This window comes from Reichenbachiella versicolor (assembly GCF_003171675.1).
Taxonomy (GTDB): domain Bacteria; phylum Bacteroidota; class Bacteroidia; order Cytophagales; family Cyclobacteriaceae; genus Reichenbachiella; species Reichenbachiella versicolor.
In genome coordinates, this window is sequence record NZ_QFZQ01000002.1 from 637,986 (window position 1) to 663,303 (window position 25,318).

A 25,318-nucleotide genomic window follows, 5' to 3' on the forward strand; every position below is an offset into this window, starting at 1 on the left:
ATCTAATCAAAAAACATCCACCTTACACCAAAATCAAATACACGTCTCATTCCTGGATAAAACGGCACTTCAAAATAGCCACTATCTCGTTGCTGGTTTACATAATTTGACTTAACCCAAATACTTATGTTATCTTTTTTCATAACAAAGAAGAGGTCTGCAACAAAATAAGAAGGTGTTCTTAATTCATATTGATTATAAAACTGTTGTGTAATTGGATCATACCCCAACCCAAAATATTCAGATTGCCACCTTACATCTAGCCCAAGTTGCATTTCCATATCTCCTTTGAACAGAATATTCGCGTAATACCACTTTCCAGAAAGATTCCAATCTGCTATTTGCATTACCTCCGAATTGTCGCCGGCAACATTGTTAAACACTATTTGATTGTCAAAATGAAGATGGTTCCAAATTTTAAAATTGGCAATCAAACCATATTTATTTATTAACAATGTCCCAGTGTTTTGGGCTGGTAGTTTATCAGTATTGAAATAAATATAATCTGTCAATGTAGTAATCTCCGCCTCTGGTTCTAGGAAGACAAATCCAAAATCATAATGCAAAGCACCTTGAATAGAGTTGGCAAAAGTTGAGTTAAAAGCATTATTCCATTCATAGTGATTACCCAAATAGCCTTCTACTAAATATGAGGGTCGATAAGTCATACTAGAATACGAAGCTTCAAAAATGTTATTGTGCAAAAAGCTCTTAAACTGGTATTGTCCTTCATTCATAAGCTGAACTTCTCCACCAATTTCATTCTTATCATTTAAGTGAAATACAAGATCCCCTCCTAGATAGTACTCAAACTCTTTTCCATATTCACCTAAATATTGAGTCTTTTGATTCAAAGCACGACGTCTAGCAAAAGCCGTGTAATAAATATGATTGACTACTCGACCTTTAATACCAAGTTCAATATCCAATTCATCCAACTGAGACTTATCGAATGTAGAATCGGAATCAAAATATGCAAAATCGTAATAATCTCCATCAATAGATAAATCCGAAATAAATTGATTTTGTTTTCTGGTTTGCTCTATCGAATTGTAGACTTCAAATGAAGGCATGATGGAGTATTGATGATATAAATAAAAACGCTGCCTAAAATCTGTATTAGATGTCGCAGAAAGAGCAATAGAAGCATTTCTGTATAAGAAATAATCTTTCGGATCAGGTTCATCAACACCTCCTGTTTCCTCAAATAGTTTATGCTCCATTTTGTAAGCATGAAACATCATTTGATATTTCCCTCCTTCAGATCTATGAAAAGTATAAAAATCTAGTTCTGTGTTTTCTGCTTGCTTTTCTCTTAGACCTGCGGAACCTATTTGTTTATTAGAATTAATTCTATGAATATCAAAGCCAATATTCCATTGAGGATTAATATTTCTAGAGAACTCAAAATCAACAGTAGAACGTTGCTTACCTGCAAAAACCGCATTTAAATTGATATATGGAGACTTAGTGTCATAATATCTAAAATTAGAAACCTTCTTGTAATATGGCTCATAGGCTGTAAAACCAGTGGTTCTCCCTATCTGATCAGGTAAAGAATAATACATAGGCTGAAGAGCCGTACCATTTACACCTAAATCATAGTATGGCATTTCATGTTTATACTTCTCCTGAAACCTTTCTAAATCATATAATGATGTATCCATTATATGATAAAGCGTATCACTATGTTTAAGATCAAGAACAGTCTTGTATCTAGTAGTTGTAGGTCCATAGACTAGCTTAGTTGAATCATCAAGAATCTGAGCAAAGCTGCTCAATGATATCAACTCTAATAAGATTACAATTAATAAAAGTTTCTTCACGCCTGATTTGTGAGTATATTAATTCTTAAGCTCTCGCTTAAAATTCTGCCAAAGTTATCATGATCCGATACAATTCTTATTTCATCGTCAGATATATCTAGCTTTTTTTGAATGTCTAATACTATTACTTGTGACGACGCAATACTTCCAAGCTCAATTAGATCATGTATCTGAGAAAACGACTCTACTTCATTAACAACTATAAAATCTGCATCTCTTAAAGCTGATAGAGGGTATTTTCTTTTCCCTAAAGGCATTAAACTCTCAGAAATCAATCCTGAAAGTGAAGTATAAAATACTTTCAAATCTACTCGTACTTCACTATCGAAATCATGATCAATTAAAACCACCAAATCTGGTTTCAAAGCACTATACAGTTCTGAAATAGCTAATAACAAATGCTTATAGCTATAGACTTGATCTTTATTTTGGATAGGAATAGCGTTGAAGAATGTATTGGAGTTTGTATCCTCAGAACCGTCATACCTTCGCTTCTGTAAGCATAGGCTATTAGAAAATACTGAACAAGAGACTTTTTCTATATCAAGATTTAAATTATCATTCTTTTCAAATCCACATATAGAAACAATCGGAATTTCGAAAGCAACAGATTTCCACGTTCCTTTTTTAAACATAAATTTTCTAAACTGATACCTCCAATCCACCAACATCATTAGTGGTAAAGCGATCAATTTCAAGATTACTTTCATCCGGCAAAGATTGAAAATTCTCTAAGGCTTCTATTGAATTAAGCAACTATTTTTGCAACATGAAAATATCAGAAATAATCAAAAAGCTGAATCAATGGGCTCCACCAGCCTATCAAGAATCTTACGACAATGCTACACTGATTGTCGGCAATGATAAAGCCGATTTAACTTCTGCACTCATTACTCTCGACTGCACTGAAATGATAGTACAAGAAGCTATTGACAGCGGTGCTAACCTTATTATAGCACATCATCCCATCGTTTTTAAAGGACTCAAATCAATTACAGGTAAAAACTATGTAGAACGGACTGTGCTTAAAGCTATTAAAAACGACATAGCCATTTTTGCTATTCACACTAACCTAGATAATATAGATACTGGGGTTAGCAAGAAGATAGCGGATATTATTGGACTTGAAAACACAAAAATATTAGCCCCAAAAAAAGAACTACTCACCAAACTTGTAACCTTTATACCTATTGAAAATAAGGATGAGGTTCTTCAAAGTATTTTCAAAGCAGGTGCTGGTCAAATTGGCAACTATGATCAATGCAGTTTTCAACTGAATGGAACAGGGACTTTTAGAGCCAACGACAATGCTAATCCCTTTGTTGGGAATAAAGGAGAACTCCAAAGAGAACCTGAAACTAGAATCGAAGTCATATTTCCTAGCTTCCTTCAAAACAAAATTGTTACAGCCTTAAAAAAGTCTCACCCCTATGAAGAGGTGGCTTATTATTTAACTGACCTGCAAAACGAAAATCAAGAGGTTGGATCAGGAATTGTTGGAGAATTAAGTAAAGAGGTTTCAACAATCGAATTTTTAAAGCTATTAAAAGAAAGGTTCAACTTAGAAATCATAAGACATACTCATATACATGTAGATAAGATAAAAAAAGTAGCTCTGTGTGGAGGTGCTGGCAGTTTTCTATTAAGTAAAGCAAGAGCACAAGGAGCTGACATCTTTATCACGGGAGATTTCAAATATCATGAGTTCTTCGATACCGAAGACCAAATCATTATTGCCGACATAGGACACTATGAAAGTGAAGCCTTTACAAAAGACTTGATTTACGATTTTTTGAAAGAAAATTTCCCTAATATTGCACTCAATTTGTCAAAATTGAATACAAATCCAATTAAATACTTTTAGATATACATGGATAGCACGGTTGCACAGAAGCTTGAAGCACTAACGAAACTACAGTCAATTGACTCAGAATTAGATGAAATCATGAAAGTCAGAGGTGCATTGCCAGATGAGGTAATGGATCTTGAGGACGAAGTGGCTGGATATGAAACTAGAGTGGGCAACCACCAGTCTGCTATTGATGAATTGGAGATAGCAATCACCAACCACAAAACGGCTATAAAAGATGCTGAAAAGTTGATCGCTAAGTACGAAGAACAGCAAATGAATGTTCGAAATAATCGAGAGTATGATGCCATCACTAAAGAGGTAGAACTACAACAGCTTGAGATTCAAATCTTGGAAAAGAGAATAAAAGAAACTCACGCTAAAATCGATGCGAAAAACAACGAAATCGAAGACACTAAAAACTCTCTAGACGAGAGAAAGAAAGATCTCGAAAATAAGAAAAGTGAATTAGCAACTATCACTTCTGAAAGTGAAGAGGAAGAAGCTAAACTAAGAAAAGGAAGAGACAAAGCTGCTTCTGTAATCGATGAAAGATTGCTAAATTCTTACAATAAGGTAAGAGGCAATGCAAGAAACGGATTAGCGGTAGTTTCTGTAAAGAGAGGTGCATGTGGCGGATGTTTCAATGTTGTCCCTCCACAAAAGCAGGCTGAAGTAAGAGAAAAGAAAAAACTTATCGTTTGTGAGCACTGTGGCAGAATACTTGCTGATGTAGAAGAAGTTGTTGTAGAGGAGAAGAAACCAGTAAGAAGAAGAAAAGCCGCAGCTAAAAAATAAGGTTAGCTCTTTGACAATCAAAAAAAATACAATCATTAAGGTGAGCATTGCTCACCTTTTTTTGTTTACATACTTTTTTGGTTTTTGTGGTAATAAAGAAATCACAAGACCTCTTCAAAAGGATAAGCATGCGTTGGCTGCTTATGAGGCTATGCTAGACCTAAGGCTTACTGAAGCACGTACATTACTTGAACATCCTAAAGTAGAATCAGCTCATAAACAGTTTTCAAATAGCCTAGCAGATATTATTGAAATCATTTTCAAAGCTGACCAAGCTACATATGACAGTCTTATTAATAACGAAACTGTCTATTTAAACAACTTATCTAACCTTGCAAAAAAGGATCCTCACAAACTATACTACATGTCCGAAGTAAGAATTCAGTGGGCAGTAGTTAAACTGATGTTTTCAGAAGAAGTAAAAGCTGGATGGTCCCTCAAAACAGCCTATGGGGAGATAGAGGATAATATCAAAAGATTCCCAGATTTCGAACCAAACTACAAAGCTTTAGGAAGTCTCAAAATCCTATTTTCGGCAATGCCTGAAAGTTACCATTGGCTTTTAAACCTTTTTGGTATTGACCCCAATAGTCACGATGGATGGAAGCTTATAAACAAAATTTCTCCTAAAAGCCCTTATTACTTAGAGACTTCCATTATTAAAACGCTAGTTTCCACAAACATTATTGGTGATAAAGAAATAGCTCTCAATGAAGTCAAGAGAATGGCTAAACTTTACCCAAAGAATCAACTTTCAACATACTTTAGAGGCATTACACTCATAAAATATGCCCAAAGTGAAACCGCCCTCCCTTTACTTCAACAAACATCTAATACCGACACAAGCCATGTTATCAATCACTATTCCCGATACCAACTGGCTAGTATATACCTTCAAAAACAATCTTATGATTCAGCTAGGCTATGGTTTCAAAACTTCTTAAATGAATACACGGGCACTAATCTTGTTAAAGATTCTTATTTCAAAATAGGAGTATCTCATTACCTTCAAAAACATACTTTTCGTGCAATGCAGTATTTTTCGCAAGCAAGAAAAGAAGGTAGCACGAAAGTGGAAGAGGATAAAAATGCATTCTATCTACTAATTCAAAACTCCTACCCCCCATCTTCTCTTTTAAAAATTAGATATGCAACAGATGGTGGTTATTTTGATTTGGCAAAACGAGAATTAGAAAATCTAAATGTTAATGATTTCAAATCGTCCAAATACAAAATAGAACTACAATACCGAAAAGCTAGACTCTTTGATAAACTTGGAGATATTAAAAATGCTATTCCTTTTTATGAAAAGACTATAGAATTATCAGGTGAGAATAATTGGTACTTTGCTCCAGCTTCTTGTTTAAACTTAGGTAAATACTATGCATCAATTGAAAAGTACGATTTAGCAAAGAGCTACCTTAAGAAAGTTCTTTCATATAAAAGACATCAATACAAAGCTGGACTTGATAACAAGGCTAAAGTTGCATTACAAGGGCTACCTAAATAGTGTCATATCAAGAAATAACATAATTAAGAAGAGCAAAGGTGTTCTTACTTCTTTTTTACATTAATTTTCGGGCTATATAAAATATTAACAGACCCAAAAAACCACTACCACACCCAGTATATGAGTGAGCAACTACTAAAAGCCATTATTCACCTACTTGCTATTGTAGCCAAAGAAGATGATGTAACCGAAGATGAAAGACAAGCTATAGTCGACTTTCTACTTGAAAACGTCAGCAAAAAAGACGTTGACAAGTTTATGAAATTATTCGATCAACTTTCGGAACAAATGGCTGGTGAAAGAAAAGTTTCTTTTAGCGAAGAAAAAGAAATCGAGCTCTTGGCAAAACAGGTCAATAAAGAACTTAGCCAACAACAAAAAATTATTGTTCTATTCAAAGTAATGGAGCTAATAATAGCTGATGGTGAAATCTCAGAACGCGAAGATATTTTACTAGCTGCCATAGGTGAATATCTTAACTTCAAAGAAAGAGAAGTTAAGAGAATCAAAGCTTTCGTTGTTCATAAAAAAGAACAATACATGAGTGCTGATAATATTTTAATCGTAACACCCAATAAGCAAATTTTAGCTCCTTCTAAGTCAAAGCATATTCAAAGACCTCTTATTGACGGTATGATGGCTTTTTTCAGGATTCCAGCTTTGGAACTTTACTTTGTTAAATATGTAGGATCACAACAACTTAACCTCAACGGAACACCCCTTAGGTATAATAAGATTTATACATTTTCTTCTGGAAGTAGCATCCGGGGAAACGCCATGAAGTCTGTTTATTATAGCGATATAGTATCTACTTATCGAGAAACAACAGACCAAAAGAAAATTTCGTTCGTTGCTGAAAACATCCAGTTCAAATTTCCAAATGGAACAGTAGGCTTACAAAACATCAATATATCTGAACCTTCAGGTAAACTCATTGGTCTAATGGGAGGCAGCGGAGCAGGTAAGTCAACTTTGCTTAATGTTCTAAATGGAAACGACACTCCAAATAGAGGGTTTGTTAGAATAAATGGAATAGATATTCACAAAGATCCTGAATCAATAGAGGGTATTATCGGATATGTCCCACAGGATGATCTATTAATTGAAGAACTGACAGTCTTTGAAAATTTACAATACGCTGCTAAACTATGTTTTTCTAACCTCAGTGATATACAAATCAATGATCTTGTAGAGAAGACTTTAGCAGCACTGGGTTTGATGGCTACCAGGGACTTAAAAGTTGGATCACCTTTGGAAAAAACTATCAGTGGTGGACAAAGAAAAAGGTTGAATATTGGTTTAGAATTATTAAGAGAGCCTTCCGTCATGTTCGTTGATGAGCCCACATCTGGATTATCATCAAGAGACTCTGAAAACATCATGGACTTACTCAAAGAGCTTTCTTTAAAAGGGAAAATGATCTTTGTTGTAATTCACCAACCATCATCTGACATTTTCAAAATGTTTGATAAGTTGGTAATTCTTGATGTAGGAGGATACCAAATTTATTATGGCAATCCTGTAGATGCGGTTGTATATTTCAAAGGGTTAGTTGATTTAATAGATAAAGACTCAGGTTCTTGTATAGAATGTGGCAATGTAAATTCGGAGCAGATATTCAATATTATTGAAACAAAAGTAGTTAACGAATATGGAGCCTTTACTGACCAGAGGAAATTTACTCCAAAAGATTGGTACAATTACTTTGTAGACAAGATCAAACTAACGAAAGCAAAAGAATCTGAGGACAAGCCAGAAAAAACTCTAAAAATACCAAATAGACTAAAACAGCTTACCATTTTTACAAATCGTGACCTAGCAACGAAACTCAGTAATAAGCAGTATTTAGTCATCAACATGCTACAAGCTCCATTGTTAGCTTTGATTTTAGCATTTATAGTAAGACACACCTCAACAGAATCAGACACTTACATTTTTAGAGAAAACCCTAATATACCTGCATACTTTTTCATGGCGATCATTGTTGCTCTTTTTATGGGACTTACAATAAGCGCTGAAGAAATATTCAAGGATCGGAAAATACTAAAAAGAGAAAAATTCTTAAACCTTAGTCGCTGGAGTTACTTGATTTCAAAAATGCTAATTCTCTTCACCATATCTGCGATACAGACTTTATTGTTTGTATTAATTGGAGATATCGTACTTGGAATCAAAGGCATGACAATGTCTTTTTGGTTAGTAATGTTCTCTATTTCTTGCTTTGCCAATGTACTCGGATTGAATATTTCTTCGGCTTTTAATTCTGCCGTTACTATTTACATTACAATACCGTTATTATTAATTCCTCAGCTCATATTAAGTGGGGTAGTAGTAAATTTTGACAAGTTGCATCCATTACTAAATCATGAAAGTAAAGTTCCTCTCATAGGAGAACTAATGGCTAGTAAATGGGGATATGAAGCACTCGTCGTTACTCAGTTCAAAGACAATATCTATACTCGGAATTTTTATGAATATGAGAAAGTATCTTCAGAATCAGAATATGTAAATCTCTACCTCTATCCTGCTATTGATACAGATCTGAGCTATATAAATAGCCATATTAAGCAACATGGCAAGAAGGATGAAGCGTTAATTAACAAGCACCTTAGCTCAGTCCAGTCCGAACTTATTAAAGAAATGGAAGCTAATAGCATACCCAAAAATAAGTTTCCTGAAATTGATGATTTGACCATCGATAGGTATAGTGAAAATACCTACACTGCTACAGTCAAATTCATGAAAATCATGAAAATCATCTATAATTCCAGAGCCAACAAAGCAAATGATGCGAAAAATGAGCTTAAGAAAACTATGTCTGATACAGATGCAAAAGAGAAAAAATTGATATCTATGAGACAAAACCATACTAATGAGATGATTGAATTCTTCCTTAAAAACACGAGCAGCAAAGACAGAATAATTGAAACAGATAAAGGCTTCGTCCAAAAAATCTATCCTATTTACATGGACTCTGAACCAAGTAGCAAAGTCGACATTCGATCACACTTCTACGCTCCAAAAAAGCATTTTGCAGGATTATATTTTGACACGCTATACTTTAATGTATTTATCATATGGCTCATGTCATTAATACTAATTGTAAGTCTATATTTCGACTGGTTTAAAAAAATTGTAGAAGTATTCGGTAAGTAATGTTTTTCATCCTTTCAAAAATACTTACTTGGCTTCTTATGCCTATTGGGCTAATAACACTGTGCTTGGTTGGTTTCCTCTTATTCAGAAAGAAACCTATTGGTAAATGGTGTTTATGCATTGGTAGTTCATTATTTCTTTTCTTTTCTAATCCTATTATTGCCAAACTAGCCATGAACAAATGGGAACCCACTCATGTTCTTTATGAAGATATTAATGAAGTCTATGATTATGGAATTGTGTTATCTGGATTTACTCTTCCAGATAGACCTCCATATGATAGAGTCCAATTCAGCAAAGGAGCAGATCGCATAGCTCACGCTATAGATTTGTATAAACTTGGTAAAATAAAAAAGATAATCATCTCTGGTGGATCGGGAGTATTAACTTATGAAGGACGGACAGAGGCTACTATGATTTCTATGTTTGCAATCACAGCTGGAGTTCTTAAAGATGATATCATTACCGAAAATCGGTCTAGAAATACTAGAGAGAATGCATATTACACCAGTCGATTAATTGATAAAGACTCTAAAAGTCTACTAATTACTTCTGCATTTCACATGCATAGAGCTTCGAAGTGCTTTGACAAAGTCAATATTAAATATAAGGCTTTTCCTACTGATTATTATGGAGATACTATTCGATTCGATTTCACTGAATTATTACCTCAACTTCAAGCCATTGAACTATGGACCAAACTATTCAAAGAATGGTTGGGAATAGTAATGTATCGAATAGTAGGATATATCTAGTCGAAGAAAGGTAAATTATTTCGTCTTGTAATCAACCAATTCCCACTAGCTATCAAGTTACAGCTAACTTCCTAACTGCTCTTGAGAAAATTTTAGGAAAAAACCTCTTTAAATATACTCCAGCTACTTCTTTGAAGCCTCCAATATAAATCTCCTCTTTTCTTTTGGAAACGGCTTTTAAGCAAATTGGAATTAGCTCATCTACGGTCATTCCATTCGCCTGAGCATTATCCATTTTATTTTGTTTTTGTCCGTTTCCCTTCAAAGCATTCAAAGAAATATTCGTTTTGATGTAACCTGGACAAAGTAATGTGACTGCTATATTATCAGCATGATGCTCCGCTCTAAGTGCATCAAAATAGCCATGCAGAGCATGTTTAGAAGCAGCATAGCCCGACCTCAATGGAGAACTTATAATTCCTGTCACACTCGTCACAACTACCTGATGACCAAACTTATTTTCGACCATCTTTGGTAATGTCCTTTTAGTCACATCTATCGTACCAAAATAATTGACTTCTACTAAACGACGCTGAACGTCCATAGAAGTATCAACCACTCTATCACGTTGACTGATTCCTCCACAATGAATAACTATATCAACCCCATTATACTTTTCTATGACCTTATTCGATACTATCTCAATTTGTCCAGAATCAGCTAAATCTAACACTTCAATATCAAAAGATGCCTTTGCCCCTTGATTCTCTGACTTAACTCTTTCTAACTCTTCTTTTCTACGAGAAGACAATATTAGCTGACAGTCTATAGTGCTCAAATGTCTTACAAAGCCCTCTCCTATCCCACTAGAAGCACCCGTAATCCAAATTTTTTTCCCTTGAAAGTAGTTCATAATTATTTGCGTCGATATATAACGTAATCGAATGAGTAAATATGTCTAGCATCAATAGGATGATGAATTCTTGATATCTCCTCCCATGCTTCATGTTGAAATTCAGGAAAGAATACTTCTCCATTTTCAATCTGAGTATCAATCTCAGTCAAGTAAATCTCATCAGCAAGAGACAATCCTTGTTGATAAATTTGTCCTCCTCCAATAATAAACAAAAGATTTTCCTCAATCTCCCTTGCATACTCTACAGCTTCTTCCATTGATGGAACAACCTTACATCCCGGTGCATAGTAATCATCCTGACGAGTTACAACCACATTAGTACGAGCCGGCAATGGTCTGAATTTTTCAGGAATAGACTCGTAGTTTTTTCTTCCCATGATGACTGTTCTGCCCTTAGTGGTCTCCATAAAATATTTCATATCATCTGGCAGATTCCAAGGAAGATCATTATTTATACCAATTACTCTATTCTGAGACATGGCTGCAATAAGTGCTATTTTCATCATAGTTTTCTGATTATAAGGTTCAATTGGATTTCTATTTTGGCTAACTCATTTTCATAGATTAACCGCATTCATTAAGCTTCAAATTTATAGCCTCTGAGCAAATCTTCGATAGACATTCTCTTTTTCCCTTCTACTTGTAGATCAAGTATATCTAAAACACCATTTCCGGTTTTCACTGAGAAATAACTCTTATTATCTGTGTCATACTCCCCAACTTGGTTAGTAGTCATACTTCTTTGCGAATGCTTTACTTGAAAAATCTTAAATCCTTTATCGTTCCATCTAGTCCAAGCCGCTGGATACGGACTTAGCCCCCTAACAAAATTCCTGATGGTCTCAGAATCCTGAGACCAATCTATTCTACAAGTATCTTTATGAATTTTTGGAGCCTCTTTAATAGCTAGTGATTCGTCCTGCTCAGTCAATATATAATCGCCTGACTCAATTTTCCGAACAGTATCTAATACAAGCTTAGCTCCATTATGCATTAAGCGAGTATATACATCGCCTACAGTATCTTCTTCTCCGATAGGTTCCTTGATCTGATCAATAATATTGCCTGTATCTATCTGATGCCTCAGAAAAAAAGTCGTAGCTCCTGTTTCTTTTTCCCCATTAATAATAGCCCAATTAATAGGTGCCGCTCCTCTATATTGTGGTAATAGTGAACCATGTAAATTAAAGGTTCCAAGTTTTGGCATATCCCAAACCACCTCAGGTAACATCCTAAATGCAACTACAATCTGTAAATCTGCCTGAAGAGATTTCAACTCTTCAACAAAATTCGGATCTTTAAGATTAGTAGGTTGAAGAATATTAAGCCCTACTGACTCCGCGTATTCTTTTACAGGAGTTCCCTGTAGTTTTTTCCCTCTTCCTTTTGGTTTGTCTGGAGCTGTAATTACTCCTACTATATTGACTCCATTTTCATGGAGGATTTGCAAACTGGGAACTGCAAACTCAGGAGTCCCCATATAAACAATTTTCATACGTAAACTCTTATTTTTTTCTGATAGAATTTGTTCTCTTCACTCTACTTCCTAGGCTAATTGAAGGATTCATAATAAACTGCCAAGTTACGTTCACCCAAGATTTATGTTGAAATAAATCATCATAAAACTCATGAGCTACTTTTCGCAATTTTGGCAATCTAGTGCCCGGGATATTTGGAAAATCATGATGTTCATTATGATAACCAACATTAAGTGAAAAGACGTTTAACCAACCATAATAAGAATATGTTTCTTGTCCTTCTTTGAACACATAATGCTCAGCTATAAAGTGCGCTGCCAACGGGTGAATACTTCCTCCTAGAAATAAACAAATAGCTAAATACAAAACTGCATCCCAACCTACAAAGTAACCGTACACAGCAATCGCTAAAATTTGAAAAATGATATTTATTTTATGCCATTTATCCAACTTGATGGTGTGAACGAACATTGGTCTCAACGCGTAGAACAATATCTGATTGAATGCCCAAAGGAATTTGCCTAATTTACCCTTGAATGTTTTTGCTTCTCCACTCGTAGGTAAATCAACATCGTTATCTTGATCTCCTTGCTCCCAATGATGCTTCAAATGATAAGTTCTAAATGACATTGCATATGGAAACACTATAGGAATATTAGCAAAAAGACAAAGTATATTGTTTGCAAATCGACTTTTAAAAGCTAAATCATGACTTAATTCGTGAATAGCCAAGAAAATCGTATGAGTAATAGATGCTCCTACGATGTAGCAAATTGGAAGGTAAAAATACCATGCTAAATCAGCTATAAATGAAGCTGAAATAAGCTGAAAAGCTACCATTACTATTATCTTCAACCATAGCATTGAATCAGTACCATATAATTCTTTAACCTCAGGATGCGCAGCTAAAATTTCTTTTCTTCTACGAAAGTGTGGTTCTCGATCATCTGACCAATAAAATAATCCCTTCTTCTCCATCAAAATCAATTTTCAATCTGCAAATGTAATAATCGAAATTAGACATCTAGTGTCGGTTTGCGATATTATGATTAGGATAAATATTTCGAATTAGTTCATTATAGCATGTATTTGTACAAATTCAACCGATCTGTAATAAAGTAATAATCCACAAACAACTGGATAATATTTGTTCATAAAATCAATAGATAAATTACTCTCTTTGTTGTAAGCTATAACTGAACAAGCACTATGAAGGGACAAATTTTGAAATCATGGGCGACTATCACTTGGATAGTATTTGGCCTAATATTCACTCAAGAAGTTTACGCAAAAAAAAGAAAACAACCACTACCTTACACTGATCCTAAAAACACTGGCGAATGGGTACTAAACACCGACGTGAGTGATGAATTTAATTCTAAAAAAATAGATGAAGATCAATGGTATATTGTAGGTAAGTTCAAAAATGGCAAACCTTATTACAAACATCCTGACACCCCTAATAAAAAAGTTTGGAAAGGACGGGCTCCTTCTCAATTTTCAGGAAGAAACTATAGGTTAGAAGATGGTAAATTGAAATTAATGGTAAAATGGGAACCTGATTTCCCTTTCAGTGATGAAATACCGCAACCTGTATTCGGAGACCCTATGCCTTATAAGGATATCACCACAGCTTGCTTTATTGCCAGAAAAGCTTTCAAATATGGTTACATTGAAATCAAAAGTAAAGCAGCTGACGCCGAAATAACATCCGGATTTTGGTCAATGGGAAAAGGCCTAGAATTTGATTTTTTCGAGATGTATGGAGACGGTCGTCAAGTAGGTAAAGAACATCTAGATAGTCAAATGTGGTGGTCTATCCGTGATTGGAAACAATTAAGAGGCAAACCATCCTATACTGTTAAAAAAGACATGGGGTTCAGAGGTGCCGAAAAATTCCATGTTTACGGAATAGAATGGTCTAAAGATGGCATTAAATACTACATTGACGGCAAGCTTTTCTCCTCTGTCACTCCGAATGAAGCAACCGCTTGGGCAAAAGAAAACAGAGATGTAAGCAAAGGTTATGATGGTTATGTGGCTACTTCCGAAATCAACCTTTGGTTAGATCTCGAAATATTCCCTTGGCATGGTATACCTCAAAGTAAAGAAGATTTAACTCTTAATGGCACCTCAGAACAAAAAGCTGGAGGCTACATGGATTTTGAAATCGAGTATATACGAGTATGGCAAAAGAAATAACGAAACAATGATCAAGTAGTAGTATCATTGTCGAAGACATGAAAATCACTACTCACGAAACAGAAATAGCTAAATATTATAGACAAACTCAAAACCATTATTTAAAGTGGTGGAATTTGAAGAAATCTCTTTCTTTACACTATGGTATATGGGATGATAATGTAAAGAGCTTTGCTGAATCATTAGAAAACACAAATAAAGTTTTATTAGAAACTGCACAGATCAAATCATCAGATAAAGTATTAGATGCGGGATGTGGTGTAGGCGGTGCAGCGCATTACATACACAAATTAACAGGTGCTACCGTAACTGGTATATCCTTAAGTCCTGAGCAAGTAACATTAGCTAATTCAGTAATCTACAAAAAAGGACTTGCAAAACAACTTGACTTTCATGTTATGAATTATTGTGAAACAAGTTTTGAGAATGAAAGCTTTGATGTCATTTGGGCTTGTGAAAGTATCTGTCACGCTACCAATAAATCTAATGTTATCAAGGAGTGTATACGCCTTCTCAAGCCTAGTGGAAAGCTGATAATGTGTGATTACTTTCTAACTCCGCAAGGAGAGAATGATACCACTGGTATTTTGCGTAAATGGGAAAGGGCATGGTCACTTAGTCAACTACCTAGCCTTCCAAGCTTTACAAATCAACTTAATAATCATTTTCAAAAAGTTAAAGCATGGGACTATACTAGCCAAATTGTAAAATCTTCCAAACGCATGTACTATGCGTCTATTTTAGGATCCATTCCATCTGAGTTATATAATCTATCACACCCAAAAGTTTCTCAATATGCTAAAAACCACTACAAAAGTGGCATCTATCAATACCAAGCACTTAAAAAAAGACTGTGGGGTTACAATGTCATTTTAGCTTCTAAAAGATAAAATGTTCGAAGTCTGAACTTACTCTATTTAGAAAAACCACTACTAATCATATAAAACATTGATTAACCTCATTCTATCATACTAGTCATCATTTATCTACTAACTTCGTGGATCAATGAATTGAGATGAAGAAGAATTTAATACACTTTTTATTATTAATTTCAGTAGTAGCATGCTCTACCAAAAAGGAAACTGTTAGTATTGAAAAGATCAAACCTGTTAGCTATAAAAGACTGTCCGAACAAAAATTTATAGGTAAAGAAAAGTGTAAAACCTGTCATGAAGATCAATTCAAGGAGTGGAAAGGATCTCATCACGATCAAGCAATGAAAATTGCTAGTGATTCTACAGTTTTAGGAAATTTCAACAACACAGAGTTTGACATTAAAGGTGCGAATTATAAATTTTTCCGAAAAGGAAAAGACTTCATGGTCAATGCACAAAACGGAGATAATCAATACCAAGATTTCAAAGTGAAATACACGTTTGGTGTTTATCCTCTCCAACAATATTTGATCGAATTTCAAGGCGGCAAATATCAAACACTACAAGCATGTTGGGATTCAGAGAAAGGAAGATGGATGGATGTCCAACCGCACTTTGACATAACTCATGATGAGTGGTTACACTGGACTCGCGGTGCTATGAATTGGAATTCAATGTGTGCAGATTGCCATTCCACCAATCTTCATAAAAACTACAATCCATCAACCCAAACATACAACACAACTTTTTCTGAAATCAATGTTAGTTGTGAGGCATGTCACGGACCAGGAGAAGAGCATGTTAAGTTTTATGAAGACAGCACAAAAGGAACACCACCCAAACTATACTTAGTAAAAAATGTTGACAGCCGTGAATTAGTGGATAAATGTGCCAGATGCCACGCGCGCAGAGGTCAAATCACTCCATATTTTGATTACGAAGGACACTTTTCAGATCACTACGACCCCGCTTTATTGACCACCGACAACTATTTCCCTGATGGCCAAATAGAAGATGAGGACTACGTATGGGCTTCATTTCGTCAAAGTAAAATGTTCCATGAAGGCGTATCATGTAAAGACTGTCACAACATGCATTCTTTAAAACTAAAGGATCATACCAACGGACTATGTCTCCAGTGTCATGATGTAGATAAATTCAATACTGAAAAGCACCACTTTCACCCAGTGGAAAGTGAGTCTGGAAAGTGTATAAATTGTCATATGACAGGAAGAGTATATATGGGTAATGACTTCAGAAGAGATCATAGTTTTAGAATACCTAGACCAGATCAATCAGTCATTTACAATACTCCGAACGCCTGCACGGAATGCCATGAAGACAAGTCTAACGAATGGGCATCCAAAGCAATAGAAAATTTCTATGGAGACAAAAGACCTGCTCATTTCTCAGACCTTTTGCTACCAGGTCAGGCAGGAAACAAAGAAAAGCTCTACCAATTAATAGATAGTGCTGAAGCACCAGAAATAGTAAGAGCAACGGCAATACAGTATTTGGCTACAATTGCAGACCAATTCGACTTCCAACGAGCCAAAAAATACTTTAATGACAAGTCTTCTTTGATTCGTACACACATGCTTAGAAACTTCCATCAACCTAATGATACATGGTATCAAAGTTATCTTAACGAGCTGCTCAATGACCCAAATAGGTTGGTACGAACGGCTGCGGCAAAAAATAAATTATTGATAGATCCACAAGCAGATGCCTCAGGCCAATTAGCCTACAAAGACAACTGGAATATGATGATGGCACAAGCCGAATTTGCAAGCGGACAACATGCTCTTGCAGCTTACTACGAAACAAAAGGTGATATAGAAGCAGCAAAAAGATCTTACGAACAAGCGTTAGAAATTGACAATTTCTACAATCAAGCTAGATTAAATCTTGCCTTACTCAATTATAGACAAGGAAATATTGAAGAAGCTAAAAGTCTGTATGAAAAAGTTATTTCTCAAGAACCTGATTTTGGGTATACTTATTACATGATGGGACTTCTACTTAATGAAACCGGTGAGACCACAGAAGCTTTAAATAATCTAAAAATAGCTTTTCAAAAAGAAACTAATAATTATAGAATAGCCTATAACTATGCTTTACTTCTTCATCAAAACAAGCATTATTCTGAGGCTATTAAAGTTGTTGAAGAAGCTTCTTTAAAATTTGGATTAGTTGAGGATCTAACATACGTCAAACTAATTGCCTTAATGGAAAGCGGACAAACTGTCAAAGCAAGAAAAGTATGTCAACAATTGCTTCAAATAAACCCTTCTCAACAAGGGTATCAACAAATAATGGAACAACTTATTAGTCAATAGCTTTCAGAAAACAACAAAAGCTTTTCAAAAGCTACATCTTCGTCCCAACAGGCTTCAAAATGTATTCATAAAGTGTTGATTTAAAGAAAATAAGTTGATAGGCTACATCGAAACCAAAACATCATTAAGATACAGGTGTTAAGTACAATAGGATTTTACAAAGATCTACTCAACCTATTCTAAAGAATCTAAAACATTATCATTTTTTCGATTTATAATTTGATAAAAATCACAAATTAACCCCTCTAATAAGTCAGATCTTTCTCCTTGCAACATACAATTTTATACTTTGTAGAGTTTAACTTGCATTACGGTAGAAAGCCTTTTTAACTTTCTACAGAGACGTTTTTGAGCAATTGAAAAAACTAATGATAGTAAATTTTAAAATTTAACTATTCAAAGAATTTTCAGGATAAAAACAGATAAATCACACATTTCACAAAGAACTACAAATTATCCTCTATTTGATAAATTAAAGGTATTGACAAAAAACATCTACTAATTTCCTTTTCCTATTAAAAGGAATCAATAGTATGATACGGCCGATTTAATCGACTATAAGAAAATAAAGGTATGTCGAATTGAAGTAAAAGATCTCGACCGAACTTAAACTACAAGTATTGGTCATCGCGATTCAAAAATTAATACGGAGCATAGCTAGTTCTAGTAGAGAGTAGAATAAAGATGAGATGATAAGAAAAAATGCATTAACTATAACTTTGACTTGCATTTGTTTATGTTTTCAAGGTTTCTCCAAAACCGAATCAAACGTTATCAAAATAAAAGATACTCAGTTGTGGACTGATTATAATATTAGCTACAAACATTCTAGTAAATGGACTTTTGGAGGAGATATTGGATATCGAACCAGATTCAATACAGATTTATACACAACACTTATTCGACCAAAAACCCAATATATACTAAGTAAAAGATTTAATTTCTTTACTACGTTGGCATACTTCAACACGCAAAAGTTAAGAACGTCAAGCCACGAAGTAAGACCAGCTCAACAAATGAACTTTCAATGGCCTGATTTAGGTAAGTTGGGAAAAATTTATCATTCATTAAGGTTTGAAGAAAGAATGATTTCCGAAGAAAAATCAACATTTTTTAAAAATGTACAAACTCGTGGAAGATATAAACTAAACTATACATCAAGTAATTTTAGTCTTCTCAAGATGAAATCTAAACCATTATACACAACTGTAAACATGGAAATTTTCTCTCCTATCGACAAGAATCTAACAGATCTGATGATAAACAATTACAGATTTGTTGTAGGCATAGGTCATAAAATATCAACAAACTTTAAATACCAAATAGATTACATTAGGCAAGGATCCTCGTTTTTAGAAAATAACTGGTTCAACGTCGTTGAGGATATTGTAAGACTTCGATTTTACCAAACAATAACACCAAAAAACTATACTTTGTATCGATAAGCGACAATTATTTGATCAAAATCAAAGTTTTTAACTAAATTAAGCCCTTAATCCTTAAACCAATAACTAAGGACAAACCTAGACTACTACTAACAAGCCTCTTACAGGGCTTGTTTTTTTATTATAACCAACTGTTTATTAAGTAATGTCCAAGAGTTTGAGTTTAGACATAAAAATTTGATTTAGGTAACCTAATCTGATTTAGATAATTCAAACCGGTTTTTTTCAAAATATAATATTCAATGTAGCGTTAAGAATTGAACCAATAATTTAAACAAACACTTTTCTAGTTTACAAGATTATTTTGGCTAGCACAAGGCTGTATTATATTATTGTTGTTGATCTAATGAAGACTTGCCTGAGCTATGGTTACTATTTTATGACTTTTAGAACATTATTTTTAATATTCTTATTCTTTCAGGTATCGATTAGTATAGCTAACGGTAAACATTTTTCTAATATTAGACTAGAAAATTTACTAATTACTGACCGAAACGACAGCACATGGGCAGCACCAATACTTACTCATGACTCTCTTGCATGCCCTCCTTCTTTTAAATATGCTGAATGCATTTTCACTAATACCTCTACAGACACTATTACTGCCTACTATTACTTGATCAAACCAAACATGACCTCTTGGCAAAAGCGATCATTTAAGACCGTCGACACTATTCAATTCACTTTAGAATCAGGTGTTAATGAGATATTTTTCAAAACAAACACTTCAACGAATACTATCGGCAAAATTATAGTCTATAGACAAATATCAAGCCTCTTTCATTACTTGGCATCTGCTCTCGTATTCTTGGTTGTCCTTGTATTCATAATAATATCCAACAGAAATAGCTCCTTTAAAAAGGAATCAATGAATAAAGATTTTAAAAGTTTATTAGATGAAAATGAAAACTTTCTCGAAGTAATCGAGGCTATCATTGATGAGCATATTGAGGATAAAAAATTCAGCTCTAAAATAATTGAAAAAGAGCTCAGCATAAATAGAACAAAACTCAATAAAATAATAAGAGAGACTACAGGTAAAACTGTAAAAAACTACATTATTGAATACAGGCTGCTCAAAGCTACTGATCTTATAAAAACTGGAATAAAAGATCTTGATGAAGTTGCTAAAAAGGTTGGCTTTAGTAATGGATCTTTTTTAAAGGACTCTTGTAAAAAACACTTTAATAAGAGCATAGAAGGGTTCTAGAATCCTACCCAATATTAAAATAACTGAGCGTTATTTTTAATTTTCAAATTAAATATCAGATTTTAAAAATCTATTTTATTAGCAAAGCGAAAGTCCTGTGGGATTAATTCCCCAACCCAAGGATCGGTGAGCTATATTTATTAAATCTCCCAAATAGAAAAATCCGCTCCTCTACCCTGAGATATCAACTCAGACATCTTATAGTATTCTAGTGTATGCAAATCCCGCAATAAAAACTCTTTATCAGAAGTGATTTGCAGTACCGTAAATTCAAATTTTTCTCCATAATTGGTTAAAACATAGTTTTTATGGGTTCTAATGTTGTTAAATGCGATACTCATTATAATTTTATAACGAAATGAAAATTTTGCTTTAAGCAAAAATGTAAAGGAAAGCCTAACAATTCAATACTAATGAAAGACATTATACTAATTGCCTTTGTGCTATGTCTTACCCAACCTATTATTGCACAGCATGGAAACTATGAAATGGGGGCGCGATCTGCAGCCATTGCTAATTCAAACTCTACATTAGGAGATGAATGGGCTCTTTTCAATAATATTGGAGGACTTGCTCACTCCCAAACGACCAATCTATTTGCTACTTATAGAAATCCATATGGTCTAACTGAACTCTCTTCAATAGCTGCTGGAATATCACACCCTGCACTCAAAGGTGTATTGGGACTAGGAGTTTACAGATATGGAGGAGATGAATTAAATGAACATCGAATTCATTTAGGATATAGTAACAAACTAGGTCCAATAAGCCTTGGGATCAATATTGGTTATTTTCAACTTAGAATAGATGAGGGTGGTAGTACAAATAGTTTTATGGTTGACTTTGGAGGTCAAGCTCAATTATCCAATCATTTATTTTTTGGCGCACAAATATCAAATATTAACCAATCAAAATTATCTGATGTAACAGAGGAAAAAGTCCCAACTTACATGAAAACCGGTATCAGCTACCGTCCATCGAGATTTTTAATGTTAAATCTCGATGTAGAAAAGTCAATTGACTCGGATCTACGTATCAAGACAGGCATTGAGTACATGATCATAGAAATGATTTATCTACGCACAGGGTTGACTACAGAGCCTTTTAATAGTTGTTTTGGACTTGGTTTCAAGTCAAAAAAAATCGGTGTAGACTATGCTTATTCAATACACACAGATTTAGGAGGGATTCATCAAATATCATTTAGTTACCTCATTCAAGAATGAAAAAACCTTTCCTAATTATCTTTTTACTAACCCCATTTATATCTATTGGACAAATTAGACCGGAAATCGATCTTCAAAAGTTTATAGAAAACTTGTTTCAATTTCCAGAGGAAGATATTGTTTATGATGATCTCTATGAGTCATTATATCAGATATATATAAATCCAATTAACTTAAACAATACGAACTACTCCGAATTAACGAGTTTGTACATGTTGACACCTATTCAAATCAACAATCTCATATCTTTTATAGAAAAAAATCATCCACTACTTTCAATCTATGAATTACAAACAGTAGACGGTTTTTCTGAACAAGACATTCGAAACATACTGCCATTCATAGAAGTTCGATCACCAGGAGACTATCAAACTAAAGGTAATCTCATGAAACGAATTTCTATAGAAGAAAACAAATATTTCATCTTTAGATCAGAAACTGTATTTGAACAACAACAAGGTTTTGAAAAAACTGATTCTACTGGTTTTCTAGGATACAGAAATAAACTCTATGGTCGGTTTCGAGCAAGTCATAGTAAAGACTTTTCATTTGGGTTCACATTTGAAAATGACCCAGGAGAACAAATCGCTTGGAATGCTCATCAGAGACAGTATGGAATGGATTATTATTCTGCTCATTTATTGCTTGAAGAAAAGGAAAGATTCAAAAAAATACTCATTGGAGATTATCAAATGCAATTCGGACAAGGGCTAGTAGTTGGCTCTGGCTTCAACCCAGGTAAAGGAGCAGAAACTATTACCACGATCCAAAGAAGCAATTCAGGTATTCGACCATACACATCCGTACTTGAGTCTGGATTTTTTAGAGGTACGGCATTTACATATCAACTTCATCCAAACTGGTCTATTTCTCCATTTTATACGCGCCTTAGACAAGATGCATCTTTAAAAATGGCAAAAGGCATAGGGAACCATTCAAAATACATATCGAGTATTCAAAACACCGGATTTCACAGAACTTTAAATGAAATCAAAAACAAAAAACAAATCATCGAACAGACTTATGGCCTTAACATCACGTACCAAAATACAAAAAATAGGAATTTTGAAGCAGGACTTACTTTTTTAAAAAATAGATACTCTCTAAACCTTATTAAAACACCTAATAACTACAACCAACACGAATTTCAAGGTAATCAAAACTATAATATTGGAGTATTTACGAATTATAATTTTCAGAATTTCCTATTTTTTGGCGAATGGGCAATTTCTAGATCATCTGGATCTGCATATTTAATTGGATTACTCAGTAGTCTAACTAATAATCTATCATTTAGTTTATCTGCTAGAAAATATGATCCAAACTACCATTCATTTTACGGAAACTCTTTCGGAGAAGGGTCCCGCACCATCAACGAACAAGGTTTCTATTGGGGAATTAAGTACCGTCCATCTAAAAAATTATGGTTTTCTGCATACTATGACAAGTTTAAATTTCCTTGGAATAAACATCAAGTAGAGGCTCCTAGTGATGGAAATGAATATTTATTGCGGTTCAACTATAGCCCATCCAAAAAAGCAAAAACCTATTTACAATTTCGAGAAGAGAGAAAGGAAAAAACTATTGGCTCTAGTTCAAACCTAAAAACACTCGCCGAAGGTATAAAAAGAAACTATTTAGGTAATATAGAACTTAAAACTTCGGATCTATTTAGCCTAAAATCTAGGGTGCAGTACAGCACTTATACAATAAATAATAAGACATCTCAAGGGGCTGTAATGACCCAAGATATCAATTTATCTTTCAAGCGAATTAAAATGAGTGCTCGGTTTGCGATTTTTGATACTGAAGACTACGAGAATAGACAATATGTTTATGAAAAGGATGTTCTATACGCATTTTCTATCCCTGCATACTCAGGACAAGGAACACGCAACTATTTATTAGTTCAATATCAGATGAATAGAAAGCTGACAGCATGGTGTAAACTAGGAAGATATAATTATGAAAATCAAAACATCATAGGTTCTGGCAACAATAAGATCTTAGACAATAAAAAAACGGAACTGAAAATACAGCTCCGTTTTAAAATGTAAGTTTTGGGTAGTTTTTTAGACCTCGTCTTCCTCGTAAGACTCCCCAGCCATAGAATCAGCTACTCTGATGATGTGATCCCCAACCTTCTCACATGCATAAACCACATCTCGATAAACTATACCTGTAGCTACATCATAGTTGTCTTTATTAATATTTTTCAAATGCGACTTGTTCAACTTCTTTGTATAAGCATTAATATCATCTTCTGTACTCTTTGACTCTTGGATATCGATCTTACCATATTCCCCTTCTAGATTTAATTGCATTAAATCCAGAGCCTTAGAAAGTTTATCAAACATGACCAAAGTGCTCTCATTCTGCTTTTCAGAATACTCTAGATTGTTCTTATTTCGTCTCTTAATATCATTTGCCATTCCAAGATACACATCAGCAATGTTCTCTAAATCATTGGTAATACTCATCATGGAACTCACCTCATTTGAAGCGTTAGCAGTTAATCTACCTTCAGATACTTTTACCAAGTAATTATTAATACTAAGCTCCAAAGAATCTGTCTGCTCTTCATATTGAATAATCTTATCAAAAAGCTTGTCTTGTTTCTTTTTACTACTTACTTGAATCAATTCCTTCATAGAATCATTCATTTCAATTAGTATTTTACCGAACCTAACTATTACTTTTTTAGCTTCCAAAAGTGAAAGTTCAGCAGTTCTCATCAAGTTTGTTCCAATAAATTCTAACTGATATTCATCAGCATCATCGTCAGAAGATTTAATAACCTTGGTAACCACCTTTGCTATTTGTGGTACAAACCAAATCATTACTAAAGTATTAATAATATTGAAACTAATATGGAAATATGTCAGACCCCATTTCACTGCTAAAGTATCGTTTAAAGGAGACCCATTATCAGTACTAACCATTACCGAATCAATAGCTCCTAGAAAAAACTGGAATATGATTAACATCCAGACTACACCAAATACATTAAATATAAAATGGGCAAAAGCCGCTCTTTTAGCATGATAATTACCAACCAACGCAGCCAAATTCGCTGTAATAGTAGTACCAATATTCTCACCTAAAACTATAGCTGCTGCCATCTCAAATGGAATCCAACCATTATCACACATTATGAGTGTAATTGCCATCGCAGCTGATGAAGACTGTACTACTACTGTTAATAGAGTACCTAAAAGAACCGAAATAATAATAGATACAAAGCCTAAACTATTAATATCCGCTATCCATTCGAGTACTTCTGGATTATTTTTCAAATCAGGAACTGCATGCTTTAATGAATCCAACCCCATAAATAACAATGCGAATCCAATAAGAAATTCTCCCCAATACTTTAAACTGACTTTTTTAGAGAATAAAAGAGGAAAACCAAAAGCAATGATAGGAAGTGTATAATGTGATATACTAAACTTAGAAAAACCGAATACTATAATCAAAATAGCAGTAATAGTTGTACCTATATTGGCTCCCATTATGACTCCTATAGCTTCCTTAAGCTTTAGAAGACCTGCATTTACAAAACTTACCACCATCACTGTCGTGGCAGAAGACGACTGGATGATTGAAGTAGTTAAAAAACCTGTAAAAACAGCACTGACTCTATTTGAAGTAATCATACTCATGACAGACCTTAGCTTATCACCCGCTACTTTTTGGATTGACTCACTCATGACCTTCATTCCGTAAATAAAGAACCCTAGTGCTCCTATCAACTCCAAAATTTCAAAAATCCCGTACTCCACGTTGACTTAGT

At 34.2% G+C, this 25,318-nt stretch carries 20 protein-coding genes; 12 read left to right on the forward strand and 8 right to left on the reverse strand.

From position 1 onward, the window contains the following. Positions 1–2 precede the first annotated feature (2 nt). Entirely contained in the window at positions 3–1,826 is a 1,824-nt protein-coding gene (locus DKG80_RS07465) for a putative porin (protein ID WP_109830688.1), read from the reverse strand. Next, positions 1,823–2,536, reverse strand: coding sequence for a hypothetical protein (locus tag DKG80_RS07470; RefSeq protein WP_109830689.1), 714 nt, complete (start codon positions 2,534–2,536; stop codon positions 1,823–1,825). The genes DKG80_RS07465 and DKG80_RS07470 overlap by 4 nt, the downstream gene beginning before the upstream one ends. Positions 2,537–2,595: 59 nt before the next feature. On the opposite strand from DKG80_RS07470, the gene DKG80_RS07475 reads away from it, so the two are divergent. From DKG80_RS07475 to DKG80_RS07495, 5 genes are all read left to right on the forward strand, one after another. Beyond that, positions 2,596–3,690, forward strand: coding sequence for a Nif3-like dinuclear metal center hexameric protein (locus DKG80_RS07475; protein ID WP_109830690.1), 1,095 nt, complete (start codon positions 2,596–2,598; stop codon positions 3,688–3,690). 6 nt (positions 3,691–3,696) lie between these two features. Further along, entirely contained in the window at positions 3,697–4,473 is a 777-nt protein-coding gene (locus DKG80_RS07480; RefSeq protein WP_109830691.1) for a zinc ribbon domain-containing protein, read from the forward strand. A 10-nt stretch (positions 4,474–4,483) separates the two neighbouring features. Then, the gene (locus DKG80_RS07485; protein WP_162555746.1) at positions 4,484–5,983 is read left to right on the forward strand and encodes a tetratricopeptide repeat protein; all 1,500 of its coding nucleotides are present in this window, start codon (positions 4,484–4,486) and stop codon (positions 5,981–5,983) included. 120 nt (positions 5,984–6,103) lie between these two features. Next, the gene (locus DKG80_RS07490) at positions 6,104–9,139 is read left to right on the forward strand and encodes an ATP-binding cassette domain-containing protein (protein WP_109830693.1); all 3,036 of its coding nucleotides are present in this window, start codon (positions 6,104–6,106) and stop codon (positions 9,137–9,139) included. A 173-nt stretch (positions 9,140–9,312) separates the two neighbouring features. Further along, positions 9,313–9,894 (forward strand): YdcF family protein, encoded by a 582-nt coding sequence (locus DKG80_RS07495; protein WP_162555747.1) that lies wholly within the window; start codon positions 9,313–9,315, stop codon positions 9,892–9,894. Between the two features lie 52 nt (positions 9,895–9,946). On the opposite strand, the gene DKG80_RS07500 is transcribed toward DKG80_RS07495, so the two are convergent. The 4 genes from DKG80_RS07500 to DKG80_RS07515 all read right to left on the reverse strand — a co-directional run bounded on the left by DKG80_RS07500 (position 9,947) and on the right by DKG80_RS07515 (position 13,206). Continuing rightward, positions 9,947–10,747: an SDR family NAD(P)-dependent oxidoreductase gene (locus DKG80_RS07500; protein WP_109830695.1), complete on the reverse strand. Its 801-nt coding sequence runs from the start codon at positions 10,745–10,747 to the stop codon at positions 9,947–9,949. Between the two features lie 2 nt (positions 10,748–10,749). Beyond that, positions 10,750–11,256: a dihydrofolate reductase gene (locus DKG80_RS07505; protein ID WP_245906972.1), complete on the reverse strand. Its 507-nt coding sequence runs from the start codon at positions 11,254–11,256 to the stop codon at positions 10,750–10,752. A 71-nt stretch (positions 11,257–11,327) separates the two neighbouring features. Continuing rightward, entirely contained in the window at positions 11,328–12,245 is a 918-nt protein-coding gene (gene fmt / locus DKG80_RS07510) for a methionyl-tRNA formyltransferase (protein ID WP_221409068.1), read from the reverse strand. Between the two features lie 10 nt (positions 12,246–12,255). Then, positions 12,256–13,206, reverse strand: coding sequence for a fatty acid desaturase (locus DKG80_RS07515; RefSeq protein ID WP_109830697.1), 951 nt, complete (start codon positions 13,204–13,206; stop codon positions 12,256–12,258). A gap of 231 nt (positions 13,207–13,437) precedes the next feature. Between DKG80_RS07515 and DKG80_RS07520 the strand changes: the two genes are divergently transcribed. From DKG80_RS07520 to DKG80_RS21110, 5 genes are all read left to right on the forward strand, one after another. Next, a complete protein-coding gene (locus tag DKG80_RS07520; protein ID WP_109830698.1) occupies positions 13,438–14,430 on the forward strand; it encodes a family 16 glycosylhydrolase in 993 nt (330 codons plus the stop codon). 38 nt (positions 14,431–14,468) lie between these two features. Further along, complete coding sequence (locus DKG80_RS07525) at positions 14,469–15,320, forward strand: methyltransferase domain-containing protein (protein ID WP_109830699.1); 852 nt, start codon at positions 14,469–14,471, stop codon at positions 15,318–15,320. A 125-nt stretch (positions 15,321–15,445) separates the two neighbouring features. After that, positions 15,446–17,644 carry a tetratricopeptide repeat protein gene (locus DKG80_RS07530; RefSeq protein WP_109830700.1) on the forward strand — a complete coding sequence of 733 codons (2,199 nt, stop codon included), beginning with the start codon at positions 15,446–15,448 and terminating at the stop codon, positions 17,642–17,644. A 794-nt stretch (positions 17,645–18,438) separates the two neighbouring features. Then, entirely contained in the window at positions 18,439–19,089 is a 651-nt protein-coding gene (locus DKG80_RS07535; protein WP_221409069.1) for a DUF2490 domain-containing protein, read from the forward strand. 868 nt (positions 19,090–19,957) lie between these two features. Further along, positions 19,958–20,299, forward strand: a complete 342-nt coding sequence (locus DKG80_RS21110; RefSeq protein WP_162555748.1) for a helix-turn-helix domain-containing protein — start codon at positions 19,958–19,960, stop codon at positions 20,297–20,299. A gap of 140 nt (positions 20,300–20,439) precedes the next feature. On the opposite strand, the gene DKG80_RS07545 is transcribed toward DKG80_RS21110, so the two are convergent. After that, the gene (locus DKG80_RS07545) at positions 20,440–20,640 is read right to left on the reverse strand and encodes a hypothetical protein (protein WP_109830703.1); all 201 of its coding nucleotides are present in this window, start codon (positions 20,638–20,640) and stop codon (positions 20,440–20,442) included. Positions 20,641–20,712: 72 nt separating this feature from the next. Here DKG80_RS07545 and DKG80_RS07550 point away from each other — a divergent pair, with 72 nt between their 5' ends. Then, complete coding sequence (locus DKG80_RS07550) at positions 20,713–21,525, forward strand: PorV/PorQ family protein (RefSeq protein ID WP_162555749.1); 813 nt, start codon at positions 20,713–20,715, stop codon at positions 21,523–21,525. Next, positions 21,522–23,582, forward strand: coding sequence for a helix-hairpin-helix domain-containing protein (locus DKG80_RS07555; protein WP_109830705.1), 2,061 nt, complete (start codon positions 21,522–21,524; stop codon positions 23,580–23,582). Before DKG80_RS07550 ends, DKG80_RS07555 begins: the two co-directional genes overlap by 4 nt. A 15-nt stretch (positions 23,583–23,597) precedes the next feature. Here the strand turns inward: DKG80_RS07555 and DKG80_RS07560 are convergent, their stop codons facing one another. Then, complete coding sequence (locus tag DKG80_RS07560) at positions 23,598–25,307, reverse strand: Na/Pi cotransporter family protein (RefSeq protein ID WP_109830706.1); 1,710 nt, start codon at positions 25,305–25,307, stop codon at positions 23,598–23,600. Positions 25,308–25,318 lie beyond the last annotated feature (11 nt).

Bases quoted from the DNA above. Each gene is read 5' to 3' on its own strand.
- DKG80_RS07470 (WP_109830689.1), bottom strand. From the start codon at position 2,536: ATGAAAGTAATCTTGAAATTGATCGCTTTACCACTAATGATGTTGGTG.
- DKG80_RS07475 (WP_109830690.1), top strand. From the start codon at position 2,596: ATGAAAATATCAGAAATAATCAAAAAGCTGAATCAATGGGCTCCACCA.
- DKG80_RS07480 (WP_109830691.1), top strand. From the start codon at position 3,697: ATGGATAGCACGGTTGCACAGAAGCTTGAAGCACTAACGAAACTACAG.
- DKG80_RS07490 (WP_109830693.1), top strand. From the start codon at position 6,104: ATGAGTGAGCAACTACTAAAAGCCATTATTCACCTACTTGCTATTGTA.
- DKG80_RS07495 (WP_162555747.1), top strand. From the start codon at position 9,313: ATGAACAAATGGGAACCCACTCATGTTCTTTATGAAGATATTAATGAA.
- DKG80_RS07500 (WP_109830695.1), bottom strand. From the start codon at position 10,747: ATGAACTACTTTCAAGGGAAAAAAATTTGGATTACGGGTGCTTCTAGT.
- DKG80_RS07505 (WP_245906972.1), bottom strand. From the start codon at position 11,256: ATGATGAAAATAGCACTTATTGCAGCCATGTCTCAGAATAGAGTAATT.
- fmt (WP_221409068.1), bottom strand. From the start codon at position 12,245: ATGAAAATTGTTTATATGGGGACTCCTGAGTTTGCAGTTCCCAGTTTG.
- DKG80_RS07515 (WP_109830697.1), bottom strand. From the start codon at position 13,206: ATGGAGAAGAAGGGATTATTTTATTGGTCAGATGATCGAGAACCACAC.
- DKG80_RS07520 (WP_109830698.1), top strand. From the start codon at position 13,438: ATGAAGGGACAAATTTTGAAATCATGGGCGACTATCACTTGGATAGTA.
- DKG80_RS07525 (WP_109830699.1), top strand. From the start codon at position 14,469: ATGAAAATCACTACTCACGAAACAGAAATAGCTAAATATTATAGACAA.
- DKG80_RS07530 (WP_109830700.1), top strand. From the start codon at position 15,446: ATGAAGAAGAATTTAATACACTTTTTATTATTAATTTCAGTAGTAGCA.
- DKG80_RS21110 (WP_162555748.1), top strand. From the start codon at position 19,958: ATGAATAAAGATTTTAAAAGTTTATTAGATGAAAATGAAAACTTTCTC.
- DKG80_RS07545 (WP_109830703.1), bottom strand. From the start codon at position 20,640: ATGAGTATCGCATTTAACAACATTAGAACCCATAAAAACTATGTTTTA.
- DKG80_RS07550 (WP_162555749.1), top strand. From the start codon at position 20,713: ATGAAAGACATTATACTAATTGCCTTTGTGCTATGTCTTACCCAACCT.
- DKG80_RS07555 (WP_109830705.1), top strand. From the start codon at position 21,522: ATGAAAAAACCTTTCCTAATTATCTTTTTACTAACCCCATTTATATCT.